Source organism: Mesorhizobium sp. M1A.F.Ca.IN.020.06.1.1 (assembly GCF_004023265.1).
In the GTDB taxonomy this organism is placed as follows: Bacteria; Pseudomonadota; Alphaproteobacteria; order Rhizobiales; family Rhizobiaceae; genus Mesorhizobium.
Genome location: NZ_RZSR01001703.1, coordinates 1 through 566 on the forward strand (window position 1 = coordinate 1; position 566 = coordinate 566).

Below are 566 nucleotides of genomic sequence, written 5' to 3' on the forward strand. Positions count from 1 at the left end.
GTATAGGAGAGAACCATCGGCGCCTCGCCCTTGGTGAACAGACCATAGGCCTCGCTCCAGCCCGGCGTCACGGTCAGCACCTTCGGCTTCAGCTTGGCCCAGGCTTCCGGCGCCTTGTCGCCATAGACCGACTTGACCCACAGCAGCAGCCCGAGGCCCGGCGTCGAAGTGCGCGGATCCTGGATAATGATCTTGTCGGGGCCGGCGCCCTCGACCAGTTCCTTCAAGCTCTTCGGCGGGGTCTTCAGCTTTTCGGTGTCGTAGACGACGGCGAAATAGCCGTAGTCGAAAGGCACGAAAGTGTCGTCTTTCCAGCCGCCGGGCACATTCAAATCGGCCACCGCGCCATGCGGCGCGAATAGGCCGCTCGCCTTGGCATCCGCGGTCAGGTTGGTATCGAGGCCGAGCACGACATCAGCCTTGGTGCCGGCGCCCTCCAGCTTGACGCGGTTGAGCAGTGCCACGCCGTCGGCAACCGAGACGAATTCAAGATCGCAGCCGCATTCGGCCTCGAATTCCTTCCTCACCGCGGGCCCGGGGCCCCAGTCGGCGGTGAAGCTTTCGTA

At 64.0% G+C, this 566-nt stretch carries 1 protein-coding gene; it reads right to left on the minus strand.

What is annotated here, in order from left to right; genetic code table 11:
• Window positions 1–566: thiamine ABC transporter substrate-binding protein (locus EOA60_RS36455; protein ID WP_128312803.1), on the minus strand; the 566-nt coding region annotated here is incomplete at both ends.